Genomic DNA, 21,474 nt, shown 5'->3' with positions numbered 1-21,474 from the left:
TGTTGTGTTAGAAATTATATGATACGGCGAAACTGAAGGAAGCGCCCACCTTGCGGATAAAAGTATCCGTATCGCCAATGCGGACCTTTCCTTTTCCGTTGGGCTCATCTACATAATACCCTTCTTCATACTTCTGAGAAAAGCCATACTTCCATTCATATACATCAGACCATTCCGTCATGGTCATGCTATTTGCGCCCGGTTTTATCTGATAGGTATTCTTTCCATTAATGAAGAACCGATAGGGGCTATTAGTAAGGTTGCTCATGTTCACCCTTACCTGCAATTTTTTATCCTTCAGGAACCTGTAGCTCAATTGGGCATCCACCTGGTCGCGCGGCCGCTCCATTTCTGAATAATGAGGCTGCATGCCTACCGTAAAGGTTTTATAGCCTGAGTGGTTGAAGGCAATGTTGGCGCCCAGTCGTTCACCTGCATATTGCAACCCTATATTGTACAACACAGGTACCTGTCCGTACAAAGGACGTTTTTCCCGGAGGTATGTTTTTGTGCGGTAAGCATAAGATATACCATTGTTGTCCTGGCCACCTGCCATGGTTTCGTAACGGAAAGCACTGGCCTGTACTTCAGAGTTTTGTATGGTGAGGTTGCCACTGAAATACAGGTCGTTTAAAAACTTCGCTTTTTTATAAATAAACCCAAGGCTTTTGCGCAGGTCCAGTTCCCAGCCTGTTACATCCGCATAATCAGAGTTGGCAGTAAGCAGGTCAATTGCGCCACTGGTGTTGGTAATATCCAGGTACATTTCTACCGGGTTTTTGAAATGCTTTTTAAAGTAACCTGCAGAGATCACTTCTCCCGGTGCAGGGTACCATTCCAGGCGCAGATCGTAATGTTTGATTATGGTAGAGATCACACCTGTATTGCGCTGTATGCGGCCATAGAGATAGTTGAAACGGGAAAAGCTGGAATTCTCTATCAATGCCGGACGGATAGCTGATTCCGCGTAGGAAGCCCTGATGTTGAAGTTGGAAAACGGCGTAATGGTGAGGTTACCGGAGGGCAGGTACAGCCACTTTTTATCTTCGGCGCTGGCATCGAGGGTCCGGTGAACCACCTTACCGGTTGCGGGATCTACATAGCGCTGCTTATTCGCATTATCCAGGTCTGCCTGCGAGACCTTATCCGCGGCCTCATCTTTTATCTTCTCATATTCATAGTACTCTGCCCTGATGCCCCATACCAAACGGAGCCAGCTGGTAAAACGGTTATCCATCATGGCATACAAGGCCTGGTTATTGTTTCTGCCAGTATAGCTATTGTTGTTGAAGGCTGCCGGGAAATAATACATGTCTCCCAGGGGATCGGCAAAATCAATACTCCATTGATGTATCGGCTTATAGCCATCGTTAAAGCCTTTGGCTACCCCGATGGGCAGAACATTCCAGTCGTAGTGTCCCTTTTTATTCATGTACTGGTAACCGGCCTTGAACACCTGGGCCTGTTTTCCGGTATTGAACCGGTAGCTCAATGCTGCATCGGCCAACCAGTTGGTTTCAACATACCTGTAGGAAGAGCGGCTCAGTGTACCCGGATTGTTACTGGGGCCAGCCTGAGGCGCATAATTGTAACCAGTGCCATTCAAGGTTGAAACAGCCCCCAGGTAGGCATCTACTGCATCCTGTTCATGGTTGGTCACCTCATTGCGGGCCGCGCTCCAGTCAAACTTAAAACGGCCGAAGCGATGCTCTCCGTTTATCCTGTTCTGCAACAGGTCTATAAACTTGGGCCTGTCGTATTCATTGATAGCAGGATTATTTTGAGTAGATATATCTTCACCCCAGCCTCTTATGCGGAAAAACTGGTTAGCAAATACCCTCGAATAGAAATTGCGGGAAGTGATCTGATGGTTCCTGCCATGCCATCCTGCATTCAGCAATGCCCCCCAGCTGGTGGTGAAATTGTATTGCCGGGCTTTTGATTCATTAATCTCCGCCCCTGTTTTCGGATCATACAAATTGTTGCCCGCCATGCTGAAGGAGCCGCGTTCAAAATGCAGGATATCATCTATGGCCTGCTCGTTGCGATAGCTCAGCGAACCCACTAAACCGATACGGCTGCTCTTCAGGATATAACTACGCCCCAGGCTAAACTGATAGTTCTGCCCTGGTGCAGCTTTATGATTACGGGTGCCCAATCTTTCCAGGCCGCCAATCCTTTTATTCTGCGCCGTGATCATTTCCGGGGTGATCTTTTCCCCACCGGCAGGCGGGATATGGTTGTAAGGATTTGAGGGGTCGTAATTACCGGGTGTGAACGTCATGATTTCTTTGGGAAAATGATCCCTGCCTCCATCATCAAATCCCAGGTAATCATTTTTACCACGCTGATAGCCCAGGAATTCTTTACCTGTGCTGCCACTGATGTATTTGCTGCCAAAGCTGATGGTGGTAAAATTGTTTTCCGGCACGGCCATGGTATTGATCTGTACCATTCCTCCGCCAAAACCGAAACCCATATCGGGTGTAGCTGTTTTAGATACGATCACGTTATCTACCAGGTTACTGGGAACTATGTCAAATTCAAAGTCGCGCACCTGCACATCGGTACTTGGCAGCGCAGCGCCGTCCATCATGGCTATGTTATACCGCTCAGCTATACCACGTACTACTACCCGCCTGTTATCCGTTGTGCTTACTCCCGAAATACGTTTCAATGTTTCCCCGATATTCTTATCGGGCAATACTGCCATCTGCTCACGACTGATCCCGTTGGAGATACCGGCTTCGTTTTTTTGACGGCTGTACAGGGAGGCTGTGGATTCCTTTTTGGCAGAGGATTTCACCACCACCATCGCCAGGTTTCCTTTCTTTCTTTTAAGGGTGGCGTTTAAGGTAAACGTTTCGTTTTCATTTATTGTAATGCCACTAATCTCCTTGATGCCATACCCCATTGAACTGATCATCACCGTATAACTTCCTTTGGACAGCGGTAATGAAAAACTACCTGCATCATCTGTAACCGATCCCACATCACCAATACGGATGGTAGCTCCGATCACCGGCTCACCGTTCTCTTCATCGATGACCTTACCTGTAATACGTCCCGGATCTTTTTTAGCAGGGGCAGGAACTGCTTTCTCTTTTTCAAATAATACAATTCCGCCGGCCACTTCTTTAAACCCCACATTTGCTTTCTGTAGTAAATAGTGCAGGATTTCGGATAAGTCAGCCTGTTTAAATTCTTTCGGGGAGATACTCCACTGTGCAAGCCGTAATTTCCCGGCATCGTACGCTATATTTACCGGGCTGGCTTCCTTCACTTGCCGCATAGCCACATCCAATGTAACATTCGCAAATCTGATAGATAACTTTACCGTTTCAGGAGATTGCGCTTTTAACCCGGATGCTGCCAGCATCAGGCAATACAACATCAACATAAGTCTTAGCCTGGGTGGGACCAGCGTCCCCTTTGCTTTTTTTTCCATACCTTTATGATTGCTTTTTTTAGATGGTAATGTTGCTTTCGTCAAAAAATGGCATTACCAAAATGTTTGGCAGATCCCGCTGATAACGGGATTTGCTTTTTAATACAATGTGATTGTTTTTCCGTGTAACCTGTACCGTATTCCATGCACCTCTGCAAGGGTGGTAATAATGTCGTTCACTGAAGTTGTATGTATAAAGAATTTGGCATCATAATGCAGATCGCGGATATCAGCATTTGATGTTGTCAGCTCTACCCCATATATTTCCTTTAACTCAAAAGCCAGTTCTGAAAATGTAGCGGACTCCAGTAACAAAATGCCCTGCTGCCAGGCCAGCGCCTGTTTCCAGTTCAGGCTATCAACACGGGATTGGCCGTCAGCCCGGTCCCATTGGAATCTTTTTCCTTTTGAAAGCTCCGTTAATACCTGTAAACTGTCGCTCACCTGTACCCGCCCGGTTTGTACCCATACCTGTATGGACGGCCGGTTGCTGTATGCCTGTATGTTGAAGGCTGTGCCCAGCACTTTAGTTTCCAGCTTCCCTGACTTCACAATAAATGGTCTTGAAACATCTTTTTGCACCTCAAAAAATGCTTCCCCTTCCACCAGTTCAAGCCGCCTGTTCTGCCTTCCGTATTGGGAACTGTATCGCAGCGTAGTGCCGGATTTCAGCCATACCAGTGTACTGTCCGGCAAAACCAGTTGTTTGATCTCACCGAAAGGTGCTGTTATTGTAAAATATGTTGTGGGATGGCGGTTAGCCAGGAAAAACCAGGAAGCACTGATCAGCAGCGCCACAATACAGGCTGCAGCCAGCAGCCGGCTACCCATAGGCACAACCTTCCTGCCGGCCGGATGATTATTTATCCGTTCCAGGATCTGTAATTGGATCATCCCCTTGATGGCACTTCTTTTCCCCTCTTCTTCCCAAAGTTCTATCGGCTTTGAATCATCCACCGAATGATACCAGTCGTCTACAAGCCTGCGCTGATCTTCATTTGCCTTCCCTAATAAATAATGCCGAAGTAGTTTTAACCGGTTGTGTAGTTTCATATAACAGTCCTCCTGCTATATACATACCGGTTTGGGCATGTGGTACTATAACTTCAATGTTACCGAATTGTGAATTCCCAAAACGGGTCCCGGGTTACAGGATAAAAGGAAGGAAAAACGCCTGGCCCTGCAAGCGGTAGCGAAGCCGCTTAAGGGCATTGTGTAATTGATTTTTAACTGTTTGTTCTGAAATAGACAGGCGGAGCGCTATTTCCCTGATGGAAAGCTCCTTTTCATAACTAAGCGTAAAGACCTCCCGCATTTTATCGGGCATACCGGCAATTTCCGATTGGACCTTTTCCCTTAATCTGTCAAATTCGTAATGGTCCTGCTTTTTTTGCTCCGCTTCATCAGGCAGGCTGTATACAGATAAGGGCAGATCTGTGGTGCCTTGTTTGGCCACCCGGTAAATATGGCGGATAAGACTATATTTTAAAGCAGTAAATAAATAGGGGCTTAACTTATCCTCAACGGTGATCCGATGCCGGTTTTCCCAGGCATGAATAAAGATATTCTGTACATAATCTTTAGCCGTAGCTTCATCAGCAAGTCTGCGGTAAGCCATCGAAAACATCTCATCCCAATACCGCTCAAACAAACACGTAAACGATACTGCATCACCCCGCTTTACCTGTTGCCATAATGCGGCATCATCCAAAGTGTTTTTATCCATTACAAATTATCTTGCGGACGCAAAGATATAGTTACATTTTTATCAAAATGTTATTCCGGGGGTTTGAAGCGCCTGATGAACGGCAATTTATGCGCTGCATGTAATGCGGTATACAGGCTAAAGACCTGAAAATATGGAAATTATCTTATTATTAATTTATCCTTCACTGTTTCAAATAATGAAGTGCCGTACATCCGTTTTTGAAATGTATGGTATTGACCAGCTTTAGATCAAGTTTCTCCTGAAGGCTCCCGGGAGGTAGCAATAGTCTTCCCTTTCCCATGATCACCGGATGAACAATCAGGTTAAATTCATCAATAAGGCCTGCTCCGATCAGCTCCGGAAGCATACTTACACTATCCACCGAAATCTTTCCACCGGGCTGCTGTTTCAGTTTCAGGAGCTCTGCCGCAGGGTTGCTACGCACAATCTGCGTTTTTACGTCATCGCTGTCCAGCTCCAATGATCGTGAAACAACAACGCGATCAATAGCGCTAAACCTTTGGGCAAATCTATTCTCTTCTGCTGTGCCGGATTGATCTTTCGCAACATCGCCCCAATAAGGAAACATGAGCTGGTACATGACACGGCCGAAAAAGAGCAGATCCACATCGTCCATCGTTCCTGTAAAATAATCCATGAGCTCTCCACCCGGACTAGCCATGGTATGGTCGCAATAGCCATCTAAGCTAATGTTCATAGTAAATGATACAGTTCTCATTTTATAGCATTTAAGCCAAAATTAAGCGAGGCATTAAACATTTTGGGGGTATTATGTGCCAAAAAAGGGGGCTTTAAGGCCTATATTTCAAGCCGGCTTCCAAAATAATCATCTATATCGAACTTCGTTCTATTATACCCTAAATTGCCCTTGGTGATCACTATTAACAGCAAAGCCAAAAAAGCATACGATAGAACATAGCTCCAACCTTGATGAAACGGCTTATTCTGCAGCGTTTCCCCGGAAATGAACCTTGAGAAGAAAGCATATTGAGCATCAAAACATGCATGGAAAAGGATTACAACAAGTAAGTTTCCGGCAGATCTGAAGAAAAGCCATGCGTGAATGATAGCAAGACTAAATGACAATATCAGCCAGGGCCATAATGGCTCGTTCTTCCAACCTGAAAGCAATGCCGGAAAGTGCCACAGACTTAATATCAAAAATAGCAGGATAGTTGCTTTCAGAGGAGATAGGGTCCTCAATAACTGAGGCAGTAAAAAACCACGCCATCCATATTCCTCGGCAAGACCGGCAGATATAATAAAACCTCCAATTGTCAATAAATACAATTGCCAGTTATCGGATAAAGTATTATAAAGAACACCCAAACTGACACCTGCAAAGGAGTAGGACAAAACAATCATAGCTAAAGGCAATAGTACACTTACCATTAACCATACCATTTGATCCCCGTTCAGCCTGCTGAACCTGAGCGTTGATCTTAATCCCTTAAATCCGTACAGCTTTACTACCAAGAATATAGCAGCTAATGTGGGCCCATATTGTGCTATGAGGCTTGCATGATTTAATTGCGCTATTGGGAAAGAGAAGGAAAAACCGGGAAACAGAATGTGTAACCCTTCTACTATTATGGGATTTAAAACATGCGTAATAAAAAAGGTCAGTACAATAAAAGTTCCAATCGGATATTTCCTGATAAAACGCTTATTTTCATTAGAAGGCCTTAATGATGTCATACGATAATCAGCTTGATGAAAGTGGTATATGGGAAAATTGATTTTTGGCGGTTTCTTTTTTTCACAATACAGCTTTTTGCCTGGCAAGCCTTTCATTCCGTTTATCATTCAAATATTTCCTTACAGGAATATCAAAAACCACCATCACCAAATAAGCAAATCCAACCAGCAGGATTATCCCGCCTATGATTACGAAAGTCAGCTCTGTACCGCCGGGCTTATGATTGGTGTAATAATTACCAAACATCCATAAAGCAGCATAATGCGTCATGTATAATGGGTAAGAGATCTTCCCGGAAAACACACAAACCTTCTTTAATCCGGGTTTTAATGCAGCCCCTGCTCCTAAAGCTATGAGCAAGGGAAAGTAAAACAGTACCACCAAAGCTTCAGACAACCAATTCCAGTTTGAGAACGGCATTATAAAGGCCAGGGATAATAATATGGCCAAACCAATGAAACCCAGCTTGTTTTTGATGATCCGGTTGGAACGGTAAATTAGCAGTCCTGCTAAGAAAGAATAGGATATCCGGGCGCACCCCTCCCAAAAGGTGGGGCCACTCCAGCCGCCCAATAAATTGCCGGAACGGTAACATACAAAACAGATCGCCACCGCGGAAATGATGGTTAACAGTATCAGGTAAACGCGTTTGATCTTATAAAGTACAAACGCGTAAACGATATTGGCCACATATTCCCAAAACAAAGACCATGAAGGTGCATTGAGACCGAACAGGTTAAATCCACGATCTCCCATTACAGGAAAGGGAATAAGCAGTGCCGAGCATACAAACAGCAGGATGATCTTACCGGTACTAAACAATCCGGGATCCCCGCCAAACGGATCAAACAAAAATGCCAGCAAGCCCAACACCGATCCTGCTATCACCAGCGGGTGTAACCTGATAACCCTCGATTTAAAAAACTCCAGGATACCCATTTTGGCTATACGATCGTCATAGGCATATGCTATCACAAATCCCGAAAGGCAGAAGAAGAAATCCACCGCTAAAAAACCGTGCCCGATAAAGTTCCTGCTTGCATCGGGATAAACCCATTCCATAAAATGAAATACTACTACGGCAAGGGAGGCTACGCCCCTTAATCCATCGAGGATTTCGAAATGTTGTTTGGTTTGCAGGATTGTGGCGGAGTTTTTATGCGTATCCATTTATAACTTCAGAATATTTCAAGGATAACCGTTTCTTTCTTATTAAAAAGAAAACTATCTCCGGCTTTTTTATGTAACAATAACTTCGCAACCGGAGCGTATGGTGAAAGGAAAAATATCAGCTGATCATCTACCTGCTGCTTACCCAGGCCAACTCCAATAAAAAAAGAATGATCAGAACATCTCACGTAAGCACCCGTCTGGGCATGGGTATAAATAATATCTGTATTTACTTTCTGCAACAGGTCAAGTTCTTTCATATTTTCTGCCTGCTGCCTTGCGTACATATCTTTCTCCAGGTGCCCCATCGCTCTCCCGGTTTCGTATTTATCACCCGCTGAACTTTTCCCTTCATTATTAGCGGCCTCCTGCGCGTTGTCAATAGCCAATTTTGTTGTTGCTATTCGTTCTCTGATAAGGAGCTCAGCTTGTTTTTTCAAGCTGGCTTTAAAGCTGATCATTTCCACGTTTGTCATCATATCGGGTCCGCATCCACTGGTTTGGCCGGATCATATATTGCCACACCAACTCTTGAATCAGCACAGCCGTAATAGAGGAACCATTTCCCCTTAAACCATGCCATACCTTCTATAAATACAGTGCCGTTCTGATATTGCCCGCTTTTTTCAAACGGTTCCATCGGTTTGAAAAAAGGAACGTCAAGGCGGGCCAGCAATTTGGTAGGATCAGTTTTATCAAACAACATTTGACCTGCGCAATATGCACCTCCGTTATATCGTTTGTCCCCTCTCTCGCCAGGATTGTTCCTGCCATTATAGAGCAAAACAATTCCTTCTTTGGTCATAACAGCAGGCGGGCCGCATTCCGTCATATCGCTATCGAAAAAACCATTTCGTGGCGATGCCAGTTTCAGCAATGCTCCCTGAGCATCCACTAATGGCGTCCAATCAAGCAGGTTTGTTGACGTTGCGCCATATACATGTCTTTCACCCCAGTACATGAAGTATTTGCCATTGAGCTTAACAATAACCTGTTTATCCTTTTTAACCTGCGTTAAAATGGAGGCGGACTTTGTAGCCATATTAAGGAATTTCCCTTCATAAGCATCCTGAAATATCGGCCCATGTTTTGTCCAGTGTTCCAGGTCCTTTGATGTAGCAACTCCCAGCCTCGGTACTTTTCGGTTCCATTGCGTATATAACATCACATAAGTTCCATCCTCTGTTACGGCTATGCGGGGATCTTCACATCCTCCCGGCCATTCATACTCTTTCTGGTCATCGTCAGCAGGGTAAAGAACAGGTTCCGTTTTGCGGGTAAAATGCTGCCCGTCCGCACTTATGGCATAACCCAGCCTTGAAGTACGGCGGCCAATTTTTATCCCGCTCTTGTCTTCTGAACGATAGAGAACAACAATCTTACCGTCCCTGACAGCAGCTCCCGGGTTAAAGGTATCATTGGTCTCCCACTGAACCGGTGCATTGGTCATTGGATCCGGAAATGTTGTGGTTGAATCTGCTGAGATAACAGGATTTACACCGGCGGGCCTGACGAAGCCGCCAAGCGCCCAACCGGGAAGTACATTTTTATTTTGTGCTGATGTATTTAAACTGAATACAAAGCTGAATAGGAGAAAATACTTGGTCATACTTTTTAAAAATGATACAGGAATACCACATCACCCGTGTAAGCCGGTTTCGCTTTGCCTTTAATACTGAGCGTGGCGCCGATGATCACTTTCGTAACACCTCTCAGATCAACAATAGAATTGAGTTTCGCTTTCAATTGAACTTCATCGTTCACAAGCACCGGCTGGCCAAATTTAAATTGCTCTATACCGTAGTTGATTTCCATTTTAACATTACGGATGTCTGCAATCTGCTTCCATAAATAAGGAATTAACGCTAACGTCAGGTAACCGTGGGCAATGGTAGATCCGAAAGGCCCTTCATTTTTGGCTCTTTCCTCATCGGTATGGATCCATTGATGATCAAGCGTTGCATCCGCAAACTTATTGATCTGCGCCTGATCTATTGTATGCCATTCAGAACTACCTATTTCTTTACCCTCGAATGCCTGATATTCTGCGAAACTATTGACAATTACCATAACTCTTTTTGTTTATTATTATTACCTGGTGATATAATGTATGCCGCCAAGATACATGAATTTTATAACTACTACTATTTCTCCGCCCCTATCAGTTTTTTTAACTGCATATGCAGATCCGGTAAACAGGCAGGCTGCCAGCATCCAACAGATAAAAAATCTCATAACGGTAAAAATAGCACGATAATATCTTTACTGCAAGCGGGCATTAAAGAAAGCAGCTGTTTCACCAATAACCAACTCCCATTTGCCTGCCTGCGAAAACCCATGATCGGCACCTGCAACCTCTACCCATTTATTCGGTACACCTTTATCATTCAGGATATTGGTAAACTGCTGATATTCTGCCTTGCTGCCATCCGGAAGATCGCCTACTGCATTGGATTCCGGCCTGATATTGATGGTTGCTTTGCCACGCCCCTGGTAAGCCACCCACAAGGGGCTTGCCGCCATATACGCCAGCACATTAGCCTGCACGGGGTCAGCTCCCACAGCCCTATAGATCACTTCACGGATCCTTGGGTCCAGCGCCTGTACCTCCGCCTCATTCTGAAATGCAAAATTGGTTGCACCCGCCCAGTTACCTGCAACTTTAACACGGTTGCCTGAATTCTTATCGCCATAAGCATAAAGCAGGGCTAAGGTACCACCGGCACTATGTCCGGCAATGGCCCATTTATCGGCACTTATACCCCATTCACCGGATCTGGATGCTGCCAGGTTAATAGCAGCCTGAATGTCATTCAGCTGGTCGGCTATCTTTACCGGGCTGGGTTTATGTACAATAGGGTTATTTAGTACGCCGTCCACACTCACCAGGCGATAGTTTACATTAAGTACAGCAAATCCCTTAGCCGAAAATTGCTCCGCACGTGCAGAAAATTCTGATTTATCGCCGGCCACAAATCCCCCGCCATGTAGCATTACCACCACAGGCGTTTGTCCATTTCTACCTTCAGGAAGGTATATATCCATTTTTTGTTTCGCGTCATCACCAAAACTAACATCCGTGATAACCTTCGCTGCAGCAGCGCTTTCTTTATCCTTCTTACAGGAAAAAAGCAGGAAGCAGGAACTGATAAAGAGGTAAGCAACAAAATGTTTCATTTGATGTTTTTAAGAATGAAACAAAAACTGTTCCCGTTTGCCGATGTCATCCGGAATTGTTTTATTTATTACCTTCCATATATTTTAACCCAACTGAGCGAATGAATAAAAGGGCATTGTTTATTACATGGATGCTGATGATCACCATTTCCGGCCTGGCACAAAACCCGGGGACCTTTGTTGGCTACGGAACACTTCCCGTTAAAACACCTGATTCGTTATTGCGGCGATTGAAACATGCCGGCGATATAAAAGAGAAAATACTGGCAGCACAACCCCTGTTGGCATTTCACGCCTCCCATGGCACAACAGATTCTGTCATCTTTTACGCACAGCAACTGATCGCCCAGGTAAGTGAAAGTCCTGATAAGGCCATGCTCTACAATACCCTGGCGAAGGCCTACCAGGAAAAGGGATTGTTTGAAGAAGCATTGCGCTTTTACCTGGAAGGTATCAAATTAACAGAAACGCTGGGTGATAGTGCAGCCGTAAACGACAATAAACTGGGCATGGCCAATGTATATTTTGCCCGTAATGAATATAACAAAGCTATTACCGCATACAACGAATTACTGGCCACCACCGGGGATGAACAAATCAAACATATTGTATACAGGCAATTGAGCCAAATTCACTTAGAACAAAAGGAACTAACAAAAGCACAAGCTTACGCTGAAAAGGCACTCTCCTTCTTCCGGCAGTCCGGCCAGTTAAAAAACGAACTCCAGGCCAAACTAACCCTGGGCATCATTGCAGAACTCAACCAGCATACCGATACGGCGTTTTCCATTTATAACGAAGTAATAAACACCGCCCAGCAAAGCCAGTTCTTTGATATCTATATCAATGCAGGCCAAAGATTAGGTGACCTCCTTATAGCAAAGCAGGATTACGAAAATGCCAGAGGCATGCTTACCATGGTATATGCTAATGCCATGCAATGGAACGACATGAAGGCGCAGCTGAAAGTGCTGAACAGCCTGCGCAACCTGCATGCGGCTATAGGTGATTATAAAAACGCCTATGCACTCATGACGCAATTAATGGGTATTTCCAGGGAGGTACAGGACAAACAAAATAAAAGAGAGATCAATGAACTGGAAATAAAATACCAAACCGCGCAGAAAGAAAAAGAGATCCTGAATAAGGAAAACGAACTGAGCCAGCAAAAAACAATAAAATACAGCCTGTTGATCGGGTTCCTGGCCATCCTGTTACCCGTGATCGGCTTACTGTACATGTACTACCAAAAGCTGCAGGCGCAAAGCAAGCTGAATGCAACAATGGAGGAAATGAACCAGCAAAAGATCACCACACTGCTAAAAGATAAAGAACTGGAATTGCTGAAGGCCTCCGTAAACGGGCAGGAAAAAGAGCGGAAACGGATCGCAGGAGAATTACATGACAGTATTGGAGGTAACCTTGCCGCCATCAAACTTCAGCTTTCTAACCTTGGAATAAAAGAACTAACCAAACAGGTAGACGAAACTTACCACCAGGTACGGGATCTTTCACATGATCTCGTTCCACAGAAATTCAGCAACACAGGATTTACCGAACTGATAGCGGGCTATCTCAGGCAATTCAACCTTCCGGGAAACGCTAAAATATCATTTCAGGCTTATCCCCCGGAAGAAATAGATCTCATCGAAACAACGCTGAAGGTAGAGATCTATAAAATAATGCAGGAACTGATCACCAATGCACAAAAGCATAGCCAGGCATCAAAAGTTGAAATACAACTCACACAGTTTGATGGCATGCTGAAGCTGCTGTTTGAAGACAATGGTAAAGGCTTTTCCACAGAAACCACCCGGCATGGTATAGGGTTACAAAATATCAGGGAACGGTTAAAGTTATTCGATGGCGTACTTTCCATTGATTCATTCCCATCAAAAGGCACCGTAATAGACATTGAAATACCATTGAAATATGAAGCATAATATTATCCTGGCAGACGATCATAAATTGTTCCTGGAAGGACTGATAAAACTAATAGAGAAGGAAGCGGACCTTCATGTGCTGTATTATGCCCATAATGGCAAACTCGTCATGAATTACCTGGACCAGCATCCCGATCAGCAGGTTGATCTTGTGATTACAGACATCAGTATGCCCGATGTGAACGGTATTGTGCTGAATAACCATATCAAGGAAACAAGGCCGGAGATCAGCACCCTGGTGGTAAGTATGCATACCGACAATAACATGATCGATGCACTCATTCAGCAGAACGTAGACGGTTATATATCAAAGAACGCAGATTCAGATGAGTTACTTGCCGCGATCAAAGCCATCCTGAAAGGTGGGAAATACTTTTCAGAAGCCATCAAAAAGGATTACATGAACAGTGTTTTCAATAAGGAAAAAGAAACACTGGAAATGCTCACCTCCCGCGAAAAGGATGTACTGAAATTAATTGCGGAGGAGTACACAACGCAGGAAATTGCCGATAAGCTCTTTTTAAGCAAACATACTATTGAAAGCTACCGTAAAACCCTCATACTAAAGTTAAAGGTACGCAACCTGGCAGGCCTCACCAGGTATGCCGTAAAGTTAGGACTGCTCAGCTAACCCCCTGAAAACAGGGTATTGATTTTCACTGGAAACGATGTTGTTGCCCCCATCGTGCCAGGATACCTTTGTTGCATAACAAAAACCTAATATTATGATCTACGGAATCACCTTAATCCTGCTCAGCATCATTGCTGTACCTTCTCTTATCTTGTCTAAAAAACCCAACGCAAAGGAACTCCTGGAAAAAGTGGAGCCATACCAGGGATGGATCGGTATCATTTTCTGCTTCTGGGGAATATGGGGCATTGTGTCTGCTGTATTAAACATAGGCTGGCTTACCTCCGCTCCTATCTGGTGGGGAACATTGATGGCAGGCAGCGTGGTAGAAGCCTGCCTTGGATTTTTGCTGGGTTTCCCGCTCATCAACAAACTGTTCCTCTCCAAAAACGAAAAAGCTCGTGAAAAAGCCGCAGGCATCAGGGCGAAAGTTGCACCCAGACAAGGCCAGCTTGGCATACTGGGCATCATCGTAGGTGTATGGATGATCGTTGCTTCCTTCTTATTTACAATTGCTTAAAAAGTAATCAAATGAAAAAATTAATACTCGCTGCCATCGTATCGATGGCAGCATTGAACAGCCATGCCCAGGAGGCAAAGGAAACCACCATAGAAGTCAGAGGTGAGGCCAAAATAACCCGCGAGGTTGAATCCTACCTAATCGATTTTGCCATAGCGGTGGATTATGGTGAAATGGAAGGCAGAAAGTCTTTCGAGGACCTGAAAAGCGCCTTTTTTGCCAAAGCAAAAGCCGCCGGTTTTGAAGAAAGCCGGTTTAAAGAAGATAAAATGGGATACCAGGCCCTGCAGCTATACAGGGAAGGGAGTCTATTCACATTTGAAACCCGTAATAAGGAAGAACTGCTGAAAGCAGCTAAACTGGCAAATGGCGGCGGCGTTATCACGATCACGAGTACACGGTTAAAGTTCGGGCCATTGAAGGACGAAGAAAAGCTCTTCGATGCCGCCTTCCGCAACGGTAAAGAAAGAGCTGCAGGTATTGCAAAGGCCTTTAACAAAAAACTGGGAGCTGTACTTACGGTCACGGAGTATGCCCCGCTGGATGCAGGTGCTGAAGATAATTTCTTTTATAAGCAACCTGTAGGTCAGGACTACTACCTGACTATAAAATTTGCTGTTGAATAGCCGGCCCGTCATTCATTTTTTAACCCAAATTTTAATGCAACGTGAAACAGATCCTCTTATTTTTATTCCCAGGGAAAGCAATTACATCACACATTTCAAATTGAAATGGTACCATGATACCAGAATAAAAAGTTGAAGCATCCACTGCCGTACAAGTGTACAACGCAGCGGATGCTTCATATAGCTGGTACTGCTGAGTTCCCTACTTATATCCAAAATGGTAAACCTTCTGCATTTGTTTGCCGAATGTAGCCGTAATACCCATTGGTGCCAGGGATTCCTGTAATTTAGAAAGGTCTTTAGTAAAGATAGTGAGGTTGAATTTCCGGTTGCTGAACGGCTCGCCATTTTTGATAACGACTATGCCCGGAAATGGCCCCTGTAATGGTATGATCATGGCCGAGAGGTTGTGGTTTTCCATTGAAACAACACCATCCGCATCGCTGACCTTACTGAGCTTTGCTTTCGGATCTGCAAGGTTCGCCAGCAGCTTAGTGGTGTCCGTTACCTCCAGTGTAAGTACTTCCAGCAGGCTATCGCGCGTTTCCCACTTTAATTCAAAGTTGTTCATCAGCGTGTCCAGCACATTCGCTGCTTCCGTTTTTGTTTCGCTTTTATAACAATAGGAAATAAACGAACTGGTCATAGCAGGTGGTAATATCACTTGTATATTGCTTACATTCAGTAATTGTGCAAAGGCATATTGCGTATTAATGCCCACCCTGGTTTCATTATACAACTTACCGGGACGGGTGGTAAGAAAACTTGAGCCCTTAGGTACACTCTCCAATGGACCAACGCTGAAGTACTCTTTGATGTCCCTGTTATCCTGTACAGCGTTGAAAGCAATTTTTAAAGAATCATAAATGGGCGTGGTACGAACAGCCAGATCTGCGGACGGAGGGGCAATTACCTTTTTGCGCGCAAGAAAATCGTTTACCATGCCTTCTGTGAGCTCATAAGCTGCACCCGCCCATTGCACCTGCATACGGTCATCTATAAGTGCGCAGAAAGGGATAGAATTGATCTTAAAATTTTCAAACGTTTTGCCCGTAGTATCAGCTACTACTGCGGTGGTAAATGCTACTTTGGCGAGCAGTTTTTTCACTTTTGCTTCGTTTTCATCTGTGAGCGAAAGAAAACGCAGCCGTTTATCCTGCTTGTAGCGATCTGATATGGAATTGAAGTGTGGCACTCCGGCAATGCAGGGCGCACACCAGGTTGCCCAGAAATCAATAACCAGGAACTTACCCTGGAGTTTCTTATCTGCCGGTACATTACTGATCCAGTGTGTAATGTTGAGCGGAAGCGCTGTTTCTCCGCTTTTGATCTGCGGAAATGCTTGAAAGTAACAGGTTAAACCGAACAGAAGAAGGATGAATTTACGCCACATGGTAAATATTTAGAATCATAATCTACGGAAAATTCGTAGAATATCAAAGATGGCGTAGCTAAACAAGAAAACCGTCTCAAGAGTCCTCTTAAGACGGTTTTTACACATTACACGATCTAAAAACTACAGGAAGATCAGCGGATTATTTCCCCTGTTCTCCCCACGGCAATGATATACTTTATGATGCAGATTATCCGGATGTTGCTGGTTCATCACAAGGTCCGTATTGAAATACCGCATAGTATAACCCGTCCTTCTTTTATCACTTGTATTGGGATTGGCACCATGAATAATACGGCAATCATGCAGGGAATAATGATTTTGCTTTAACTCAAACCATACCACCTGGTTTTCATCTACAGCAGACTTTTTAATCTCAATATTAAAGATGCTGTGATCTGTATCCATTTTTTCGTATTCAGAAAACCCATTATGGTGCGATCCGGGAATTACACCCATGCAACCATTCTCTTTTACAGATTCATCTATGGCCAGCCAGAGCGTAACAATATTATCAAAACGGTTGAAGCGGCCATTCCAATAGGCACTGTCCTCATGCCAGGGGGTTTTCTTCCCTGTTCGGGGTTCTTTGCAGATGAAGTGGCTGCTCCACAATCCTATATCCGGCCCTATTAGTCCCTCCACAATATCCAGTATTTCGGGAGCCATTAAAAATTCAAACAAACGTGCGTCCTTCATGTGCGGCACATCCAGCTCATCCGGCCTCAGGTTTCCCCGGTTATTCAGGTGTTCTTCAAAAATATCGAACAACCGCTTGAATTTTTTTTCACTGAATAACGGCCTGTCTGTAAGCAGATATCCATTGTTTTTGTAAAAGGAAATTTCTTCCAGGGAGAGCCGTGTGTTTTCTGCTGTTCTCATACCCGATTTTTTGGTATAAATGTAGCGAGCACAGGCATTGGAATGTGGCTTATCTTTTATTCCTGAGCAGCTGTTTTTTACGCTGTAACGACTTACACAATAGTCTGGCTGCTTTTCCTGTATGCTGAAGGGGTTTGCTGGTATACCTGCTTAAAGGTTTTGTAAAAATGTCCGAGGTTGGTAAACCCGCAATCGTTGCAGATTGTTTTGATAGGTGTGTTGGTGATGGAGAGTTGTTTGGAAGCAAAATTCATACGCAGTTCAGTTACCAGGTCCGTCAATGTTTTATGCAGGATCCTTTGCACTGTTCTGTTCACATGATCTATATTCCTTTCCGCCAGGTCGGCAAAACCGCGTACACCCTGTTTAAACAATACCGGGGTGGAATAACCCCTGATGGCATGATTCAGCCAGGCAGGTATTTTCTGATCGGCAGACAGGTTATCGTTATCCAGCAATAAACGGAAAATGAACAACAGCAAATGATCCAGGTAAAAACTGGATTTACGGTTCTGCAGCACCTCTTCTGCCCGCTGAGAAATTCTGCGGATGGACGAAACCGCCAGCAGTGTCTGATAGGGAACAATATCCCGGGTCCAGAAAAATGAATCAACACCGGCAAAATAGCGGTTCCTTAAATGGTGTAAAGTTTCCATTGGAAAAGCGAGGTTCATGAGCGTAACGCCTCCTCTGACCGCATTGAACGTATGCTGGTCATTAGGGCGGATCATCACCAGGTGGCCGGGTTCCAGCATGATCTTACAGCCATTGACCAAATGGGTACCGCTTCCGCTCTCCACCCAGAAGATCTCGGCAAAATCATGCCTGTGCAGCGACAGGTCGTGACGGGAATGAATGGTAACCCTTGCCAGGTGAAACACTTCATCGCCTCTTATAAAATTCTTTAACAGAAATTTCTTGACGCCCATGATCAGAATATCTTTATAACTCCGGGTTTCCCCTGGTACTTCACTTTACCGTCCAGGGTGATCTTACAAAAGGAAGCAGAGAACTCCACATCTATCACATGCTTCCGGTGAACAAAACCTTTTATTGCAACCGTATCTTTGATGGTGGGTCTTGGATGGATCCATAGGCTGCCGTCCAAACGTGGCTCCAGGCCTGCCATACCGTACAGGATAGCAGCGGCGCCCATTAATCCGGCAACAACATTGGCTCTTTTAAAAGAAGGAGAACCGGGGCGGTCACAATAATGTTCCTGCGGAAAATAAGGAAGTTGCGAGCCCATCCAGAACTGGCGTTGCAATACATCCCAGGCTTTACCCGGAAGGTTCTCGTGGTAAAGGTCCAATGCCAGTTGAGGAAGATCTCCTGAATAAGCGCCTCCTCCTCCCCAATCGGTATCCGTTACTTCATAATGAATGGAATCTGCTTTGGATACACTGCTAACGCCGTAAGGAAAAAGGAATTTGCCTTCTTCCAGTTGTTCCAGCATTCTTTTCTTCATAGCAGGAGTACATACACCAGTCCTCAGCATATCGAACACCTGGATGGAATATACCATTTCCTTATGCCCGTCCGGATACTTGCAGGAGAACCATCCAGCCGGTTCATCCCAAAGCTCCTGCCTGATATCGGCTGCAATAACATCGGCTTTTTTTCGCCATTGCGCAATGGCCGTTTTATCATAACCGGTCTTTTCTCCCATATCCGCTAATCTCCTCAAACACCATACCCGTTCTGCATTTGGACTTGGCACCATATGTTCCCAGCCCATGCCCCGCATCTCCAGTAAATTATGCTGGCCGCCATAATCGATCACACCATTTGTCATGGGTCTTTTTTCATCGCTCAACACCAGCTTTTTCACCTGTTCTAACAGATCAGGATAAACGCTGTCCTGGCAGGCCATGGCATATACGAGAGAAGTAAAGGCAGCGGTACTGTATGCGTATCTTACACCCAAGCCGGTTCCATCCTGCGCAAAAGCATAATATTGTTCCAGGTCTATGGCCGTCATGGTGCGTGCAATATCCAGCAGCTTATCTCCCATCATCAGGGAAACAAGCCCCGGCGCATATCCGGCAACATCCCATAGATAGGTGTTCATACCACCTCCATCTAATCCGCTGGTAACAATAGCCGGCCGCAGTTTAAATTCCGGTTTTTCCCAGATGCAGACCAATCCGGAAGCAACAGATCTTTTATAATAGTTTTCGAGTGCTGCATTATTAGTTGTAAGAACGGGGATATTTTTCAAGGCCCAGCCCAGGCGGGTTTCCCATATTGCAGCGGTTTGTTTTTCCCAGGCAGCCAAACCTTCAGGAGCTGGTACAGCATCTTTGCTGAACACTACAGCTATATATGCTGTACGGCTTTGCTGCGGGGCTATGCTCAGGCGCTGCCCTTCCTGCAATACATTTACTTTCACCGTATCATTGTTCATTGGATCAGCAGGCGGCATAAAGCCCCACTCCTTTAGCGGATATACTGCGGGCCTGCCGTTAGTGATCAGCGGGATCATATCCAGTTTCAAAGCAACGGCTGTTCTGTTCTTTACCTCATAACGTATTAAAAAGCCCGGTCTGTCTGCCAATGGAATAAGATGGGAATTGATCTCAAAAGATATAAGCCCCTGTTCGTGCATCCGGTGATAAGTGCCCCTGCGTATAATCCTGTCCGGCTGCCATTGCCCGCCGGTATAAAGGATATTCCTCACCTTGCTGCCCCATACAAAATGATCCCTGATGGTATCACCATTCGCTATAAACCTGGCTTCAAACCTGAACCCTCGGCCTGAAACAGGCGGCGACATTACATCCCCCACACCTAACACTGAATTTAAAACCGGGTTTACACTGGTAAAACCACTCCCTACCCAGAGATGGCCGGGAGGCGTAACCAGGCTGTTCAGGTCCACCGCAAAATCCGCCAGCTTCCATTTGGACTGGGCAAAGATCTGAGAGCAATAACAGGTAAGCAGGAATATGAGAAAGCGTATTTTCATCTGGTGGAAATTAATTCATTATTCTGTAAAAATAGTCCCTGATCTCAAGGAGGAATACCTCTTCTTTTATCTTAAAATAACTGTTTGCTACGCTAAAACGACGCCGGCCAATATTCCCATGCAGATGTGTTTACCTTACAATAACAAGGCAACGCTTGTGGATATGCTTTTGTCAACCTAAAAATTAAACGTTATGAAAATAACTATCCTGAAACTATTTGCATTGGTGCTGCTTAATTCAAGCTGTGCGAAACAGGAAAATAAAATTACGCGGGAACCCGCTTCGCGCGCCAATATGCTCATGGGCGCCAATCCTAAACTGAACAAAAGTACCGACTCCCTGCTCAGGTTCATCCAGAACCTGAAGAATCAACCGGGTAAACGGATACTGGCCGGACAGAACAGCAATATCTCCCATAAAACACAGTATAAACTGGGAGATGATCAGATCATTCATCCTTTTGCGCAGGCCACCGGAAAATATCCGGCTATTGTGGGCTCTGATTTTAATGATATAGATAACTGGAATTATCATTCCCCTTTTTTAAAAGACCTCAACAAGCTGCATGATTGCATCATTGAGATCTGCGGCGGGCTTAATAATCCCGGTGTTTCCAGCGGAAGCGACCTGAGTGCATTACTGCCAGGCGGCTCCCTGAGAACTCAGTGGGTAGCCAACATGGATGCTATGGCGGCGAAACTGGCTTACTTTCAGACAAACGGCGTGAGCATATTATACCGGCCTTTCCACGAAATGAATGGCAGCTGGTGCTGGTATTACACGACTAACCATGCAAACTTCAGAGCATTGTGGGCGGATCTTTTCAACTACTTCACCACCACCAAACAACTGAATAACCTTATCTGGATCTATGCACCCAACAACAATGTAGTGGGAGACGGCGCCTATACCAATTATTACCCTGGTACCGGTTACGTGGATATTGTGGGCGCTGATGTATATGCCGATAATATGGTGATCAATGACTACAGCGTGATAAGGACCCTGGCAAAACCTATTATGCTCACGGAATTTGGTACAGGCCACGGCGTAAGAGGAAACAGCGATCCAAACCTGAACGGCACTTTCGACTATAACCTGCTGGCAGAAAAGATCAGGACCACTTATCCAAATGTGATAGGCTGGCTCTGCTGGCATGACTGGAACACTACACAGCTGGGATGGATCTACAAATCCATGTACAAGAATAATTACAGCAACCTCATCAATCACAGCTGGGTAGCATGGGCCAGTGATATCAACTATTAAATATCAAACAAGCGTTGC

The 21,474-nt window shown here is 45.0% G+C and carries 19 protein-coding genes; 5 read left to right on the top strand and 14 right to left on the bottom strand.

The features are described 5' to 3' along the window. Nucleotides 1–7: 7 nt before the first annotated feature. From AAHN97_RS04535 to AAHN97_RS04490, 10 genes are all read right to left on the bottom strand, one after another. Nucleotides 8–3,448 carry a TonB-dependent receptor gene (locus AAHN97_RS04535; protein ID WP_343306372.1) on the bottom strand — a complete coding sequence of 1,147 codons (3,441 nt, stop codon included), beginning with the start codon at nt 3,446–3,448 and terminating at the stop codon, nt 8–10. A 99-nt stretch (nt 3,449–3,547) separates the two neighbouring features. Continuing rightward, on the bottom strand, nt 3,548–4,501 hold the full coding sequence (locus AAHN97_RS04530) for a FecR family protein (RefSeq protein ID WP_343306371.1): 954 nt from the start codon (nt 4,499–4,501) through the stop codon (nt 3,548–3,550). A 94-nt stretch (nt 4,502–4,595) separates the two neighbouring features. Beyond that, nucleotides 4,596–5,174, bottom strand: coding sequence for an RNA polymerase sigma factor (locus AAHN97_RS04525; protein ID WP_343306370.1), 579 nt, complete (start codon nt 5,172–5,174; stop codon nt 4,596–4,598). A gap of 163 nt (nt 5,175–5,337) precedes the next feature. Beyond that, nucleotides 5,338–5,895, bottom strand: coding sequence for a dihydrofolate reductase family protein (locus AAHN97_RS04520; protein WP_343306369.1), 558 nt, complete (start codon nt 5,893–5,895; stop codon nt 5,338–5,340). An 80-nt stretch (nt 5,896–5,975) separates the two neighbouring features. Continuing rightward, nucleotides 5,976–6,971, bottom strand: a complete 996-nt coding sequence (locus AAHN97_RS04515) for a CPBP family intramembrane glutamic endopeptidase (protein WP_343306368.1) — start codon at nt 6,969–6,971, stop codon at nt 5,976–5,978. Continuing rightward, nucleotides 6,937–8,046 (bottom strand): acyltransferase family protein, encoded by a 1,110-nt coding sequence (locus AAHN97_RS04510; protein ID WP_343306367.1) that lies wholly within the window; start codon nt 8,044–8,046, stop codon nt 6,937–6,939. The genes AAHN97_RS04515 and AAHN97_RS04510 overlap by 35 nt, the downstream gene beginning before the upstream one ends. A gap of 8 nt (nt 8,047–8,054) precedes the next feature. Continuing rightward, nucleotides 8,055–8,486: a hypothetical protein gene (locus tag AAHN97_RS04505; RefSeq protein WP_343306366.1), complete on the bottom strand. Its 432-nt coding sequence runs from the start codon at nt 8,484–8,486 to the stop codon at nt 8,055–8,057. A 35-nt stretch (nt 8,487–8,521) separates the two neighbouring features. Then, on the bottom strand, nt 8,522–9,655 hold the full coding sequence (locus AAHN97_RS04500) for a glycoside hydrolase family 130 protein (RefSeq protein ID WP_343306365.1): 1,134 nt from the start codon (nt 9,653–9,655) through the stop codon (nt 8,522–8,524). Between the two features lie 5 nt (nt 9,656–9,660). After that, the gene (locus tag AAHN97_RS04495; RefSeq protein WP_343306364.1) at nt 9,661–10,116 is read right to left on the bottom strand and encodes a MaoC family dehydratase; all 456 of its coding nucleotides are present in this window, start codon (nt 10,114–10,116) and stop codon (nt 9,661–9,663) included. Between the two features lie 192 nt (nt 10,117–10,308). Further along, entirely contained in the window at nt 10,309–11,223 is a 915-nt protein-coding gene (locus AAHN97_RS04490; protein WP_343306363.1) for an alpha/beta hydrolase, read from the bottom strand. 101 nt (nt 11,224–11,324) lie between these two features. Between AAHN97_RS04490 and AAHN97_RS04485 the strand changes: the two genes are divergently transcribed. From AAHN97_RS04485 to AAHN97_RS04470, 4 genes are all read left to right on the top strand, one after another. Further along, a complete protein-coding gene (locus AAHN97_RS04485; RefSeq protein WP_343306362.1) occupies nt 11,325–13,166 on the top strand; it encodes a tetratricopeptide repeat-containing sensor histidine kinase in 1,842 nt (613 codons plus the stop codon). After that, complete coding sequence (locus AAHN97_RS04480; RefSeq protein ID WP_343306361.1) at nt 13,156–13,797, top strand: response regulator transcription factor; 642 nt, start codon at nt 13,156–13,158, stop codon at nt 13,795–13,797. Before AAHN97_RS04485 ends, AAHN97_RS04480 begins: the two co-directional genes overlap by 11 nt. A gap of 94 nt (nt 13,798–13,891) precedes the next feature. Next, complete coding sequence (locus tag AAHN97_RS04475; RefSeq protein ID WP_343306360.1) at nt 13,892–14,317, top strand: hypothetical protein; 426 nt, start codon at nt 13,892–13,894, stop codon at nt 14,315–14,317. A gap of 11 nt (nt 14,318–14,328) precedes the next feature. Next, a complete protein-coding gene (locus AAHN97_RS04470) occupies nt 14,329–14,943 on the top strand; it encodes an SIMPL domain-containing protein (RefSeq protein WP_343306359.1) in 615 nt (204 codons plus the stop codon). A gap of 202 nt (nt 14,944–15,145) precedes the next feature. Here AAHN97_RS04470 and AAHN97_RS04465 read toward each other — a convergent pair whose 3' ends face one another. The 4 genes from AAHN97_RS04465 to AAHN97_RS04450 all read right to left on the bottom strand — a co-directional run bounded on the left by AAHN97_RS04465 (nt 15,146) and on the right by AAHN97_RS04450 (nt 20,186). Beyond that, entirely contained in the window at nt 15,146–16,336 is a 1,191-nt protein-coding gene (locus AAHN97_RS04465; protein WP_343306358.1) for a TlpA family protein disulfide reductase, read from the bottom strand. Between the two features lie 123 nt (nt 16,337–16,459). Then, nucleotides 16,460–17,218: a phytanoyl-CoA dioxygenase family protein gene (locus AAHN97_RS04460; protein ID WP_343306357.1), complete on the bottom strand. Its 759-nt coding sequence runs from the start codon at nt 17,216–17,218 to the stop codon at nt 16,460–16,462. 92 nt (nt 17,219–17,310) lie between these two features. Further along, a complete protein-coding gene (locus AAHN97_RS04455; protein ID WP_343306356.1) occupies nt 17,311–18,147 on the bottom strand; it encodes a helix-turn-helix domain-containing protein in 837 nt (278 codons plus the stop codon). Nucleotides 18,148–18,149: 2 nt separating this feature from the next. Further along, the gene (locus AAHN97_RS04450; RefSeq protein ID WP_343306355.1) at nt 18,150–20,186 is read right to left on the bottom strand and encodes a hypothetical protein; all 2,037 of its coding nucleotides are present in this window, start codon (nt 20,184–20,186) and stop codon (nt 18,150–18,152) included. Nucleotides 20,187–20,379: 193 nt separating this feature from the next. Here AAHN97_RS04450 and AAHN97_RS04445 point away from each other — a divergent pair, with 193 nt between their 5' ends. Continuing rightward, nucleotides 20,380–21,456: a glycoside hydrolase family 26 protein gene (locus tag AAHN97_RS04445; protein ID WP_343306354.1), complete on the top strand. Its 1,077-nt coding sequence runs from the start codon at nt 20,380–20,382 to the stop codon at nt 21,454–21,456. The last annotated feature ends 18 nt before the right edge of the window (nt 21,457–21,474 follow it).

This window comes from Chitinophaga niabensis, assembly GCF_039545795.1.
In the GTDB taxonomy this organism is placed as follows: Bacteria; Bacteroidota; Bacteroidia; order Chitinophagales; family Chitinophagaceae; genus Chitinophaga; species Chitinophaga niabensis_B.
This window is presented reverse-complemented; position numbering and strand designations above follow the sequence as displayed.

Coding starts and splice junctions, on each gene's coding strand:
- AAHN97_RS04475 (WP_343306360.1), top strand. CDS start 13,892: ATGATCTACGGAATCACCTTAATCCTGCTCAGCATCATTGCTGTACCT.
- AAHN97_RS04445 (WP_343306354.1), top strand. CDS start 20,380: ATGAAAATAACTATCCTGAAACTATTTGCATTGGTGCTGCTTAATTCA.
- AAHN97_RS04525 (WP_343306370.1), bottom strand. CDS start 5,174: ATGGATAAAAACACTTTGGATGATGCCGCATTATGGCAACAGGTAAAG.
- AAHN97_RS04460 (WP_343306357.1), bottom strand. CDS start 17,218: ATGAGAACAGCAGAAAACACACGGCTCTCCCTGGAAGAAATTTCCTTT.
- AAHN97_RS04455 (WP_343306356.1), bottom strand. CDS start 18,147: ATGGGCGTCAAGAAATTTCTGTTAAAGAATTTTATAAGAGGCGATGAA.
- AAHN97_RS04495 (WP_343306364.1), bottom strand. CDS start 10,116: ATGGTAATTGTCAATAGTTTCGCAGAATATCAGGCATTCGAGGGTAAA.
- AAHN97_RS04480 (WP_343306361.1), top strand. CDS start 13,156: ATGAAGCATAATATTATCCTGGCAGACGATCATAAATTGTTCCTGGAA.
- AAHN97_RS04530 (WP_343306371.1), bottom strand. CDS start 4,501: ATGAAACTACACAACCGGTTAAAACTACTTCGGCATTATTTATTAGGG.
- AAHN97_RS04470 (WP_343306359.1), top strand. CDS start 14,329: ATGAAAAAATTAATACTCGCTGCCATCGTATCGATGGCAGCATTGAAC.
- AAHN97_RS04450 (WP_343306355.1), bottom strand. CDS start 20,186: ATGAAAATACGCTTTCTCATATTCCTGCTTACCTGTTATTGCTCTCAG.
- AAHN97_RS04520 (WP_343306369.1), bottom strand. CDS start 5,895: ATGAGAACTGTATCATTTACTATGAACATTAGCTTAGATGGCTATTGC.
- AAHN97_RS04485 (WP_343306362.1), top strand. CDS start 11,325: ATGAATAAAAGGGCATTGTTTATTACATGGATGCTGATGATCACCATT.
- AAHN97_RS04515 (WP_343306368.1), bottom strand. CDS start 6,971: ATGAAAGGCTTGCCAGGCAAAAAGCTGTATTGTGAAAAAAAGAAACCG.
- AAHN97_RS04490 (WP_343306363.1), bottom strand. CDS start 11,223: ATGAAACATTTTGTTGCTTACCTCTTTATCAGTTCCTGCTTCCTGCTT.
- AAHN97_RS04535 (WP_343306372.1), bottom strand. CDS start 3,448: ATGGAAAAAAAAGCAAAGGGGACGCTGGTCCCACCCAGGCTAAGACTT.
- AAHN97_RS04500 (WP_343306365.1), bottom strand. CDS start 9,655: ATGACCAAGTATTTTCTCCTATTCAGCTTTGTATTCAGTTTAAATACA.
- AAHN97_RS04510 (WP_343306367.1), bottom strand. CDS start 8,046: ATGGATACGCATAAAAACTCCGCCACAATCCTGCAAACCAAACAACAT.
- AAHN97_RS04465 (WP_343306358.1), bottom strand. CDS start 16,336: ATGTGGCGTAAATTCATCCTTCTTCTGTTCGGTTTAACCTGTTACTTT.